The following is a 427-nucleotide window of genomic DNA, read 5'->3' as shown; positions in this document are numbered from 1 at the left end:
AGGTGCTCGGCGCCTACCCGGCGCTCGGCAAGCTCGCCGTCGCCCAGTACAGCGCCGCGCTCGGGATCAGCCTGGGCGCCGTTTCCCAGTAGGCGCCGCACACACGAAGGGCCCGTCTCCGGGAAGGCTCCGGGGCGGGCCCTCGCGCGTGCCCCGGAGTCTTTCCGGAGCGGCCCCGGCGTCAGTCGAAGGCCACGCAGGTGGCGGCCGGGACCGGGAGGGAGCCGGCCCGGCGGGGCCGGCCGGTCAGCGGGTCCACGTCGAACCAGGTGACGTCCCCGGACCGCTCGTTGGCCGCGTACAGGCGGCGTCCCGAGGGGTCCGCGGCCAGGTCGCGCGGCCAGTGGCCGCCGCATCCGACGGTGCCCGTGAGCTGCGGCTTCTCGGGGCCGTCGGCCAGCGAGAACGTGACGATGACGTCGGCACC

1 protein-coding gene is annotated in these 427 nt (G+C 76.3%); it reads right to left on the bottom strand.

Annotated elements, in window-relative coordinates; all coding sequences use genetic code 11:
* Positions 1-181: 181 nt before the first annotated feature.
* The coding region (locus G3I71_RS48245; protein ID WP_164325316.1) for a beta-propeller fold lactonase family protein at positions 182-427 on the bottom strand (246 nt) is incomplete at its 5' end.

The organism is Streptomyces sp. SID12501 (assembly GCF_010550245.1).
Lineage (GTDB): Bacteria > Actinomycetota > Actinomycetes > Streptomycetales > Streptomycetaceae > Streptomyces.
This window is presented reverse-complemented; position numbering and strand designations above follow the sequence as displayed.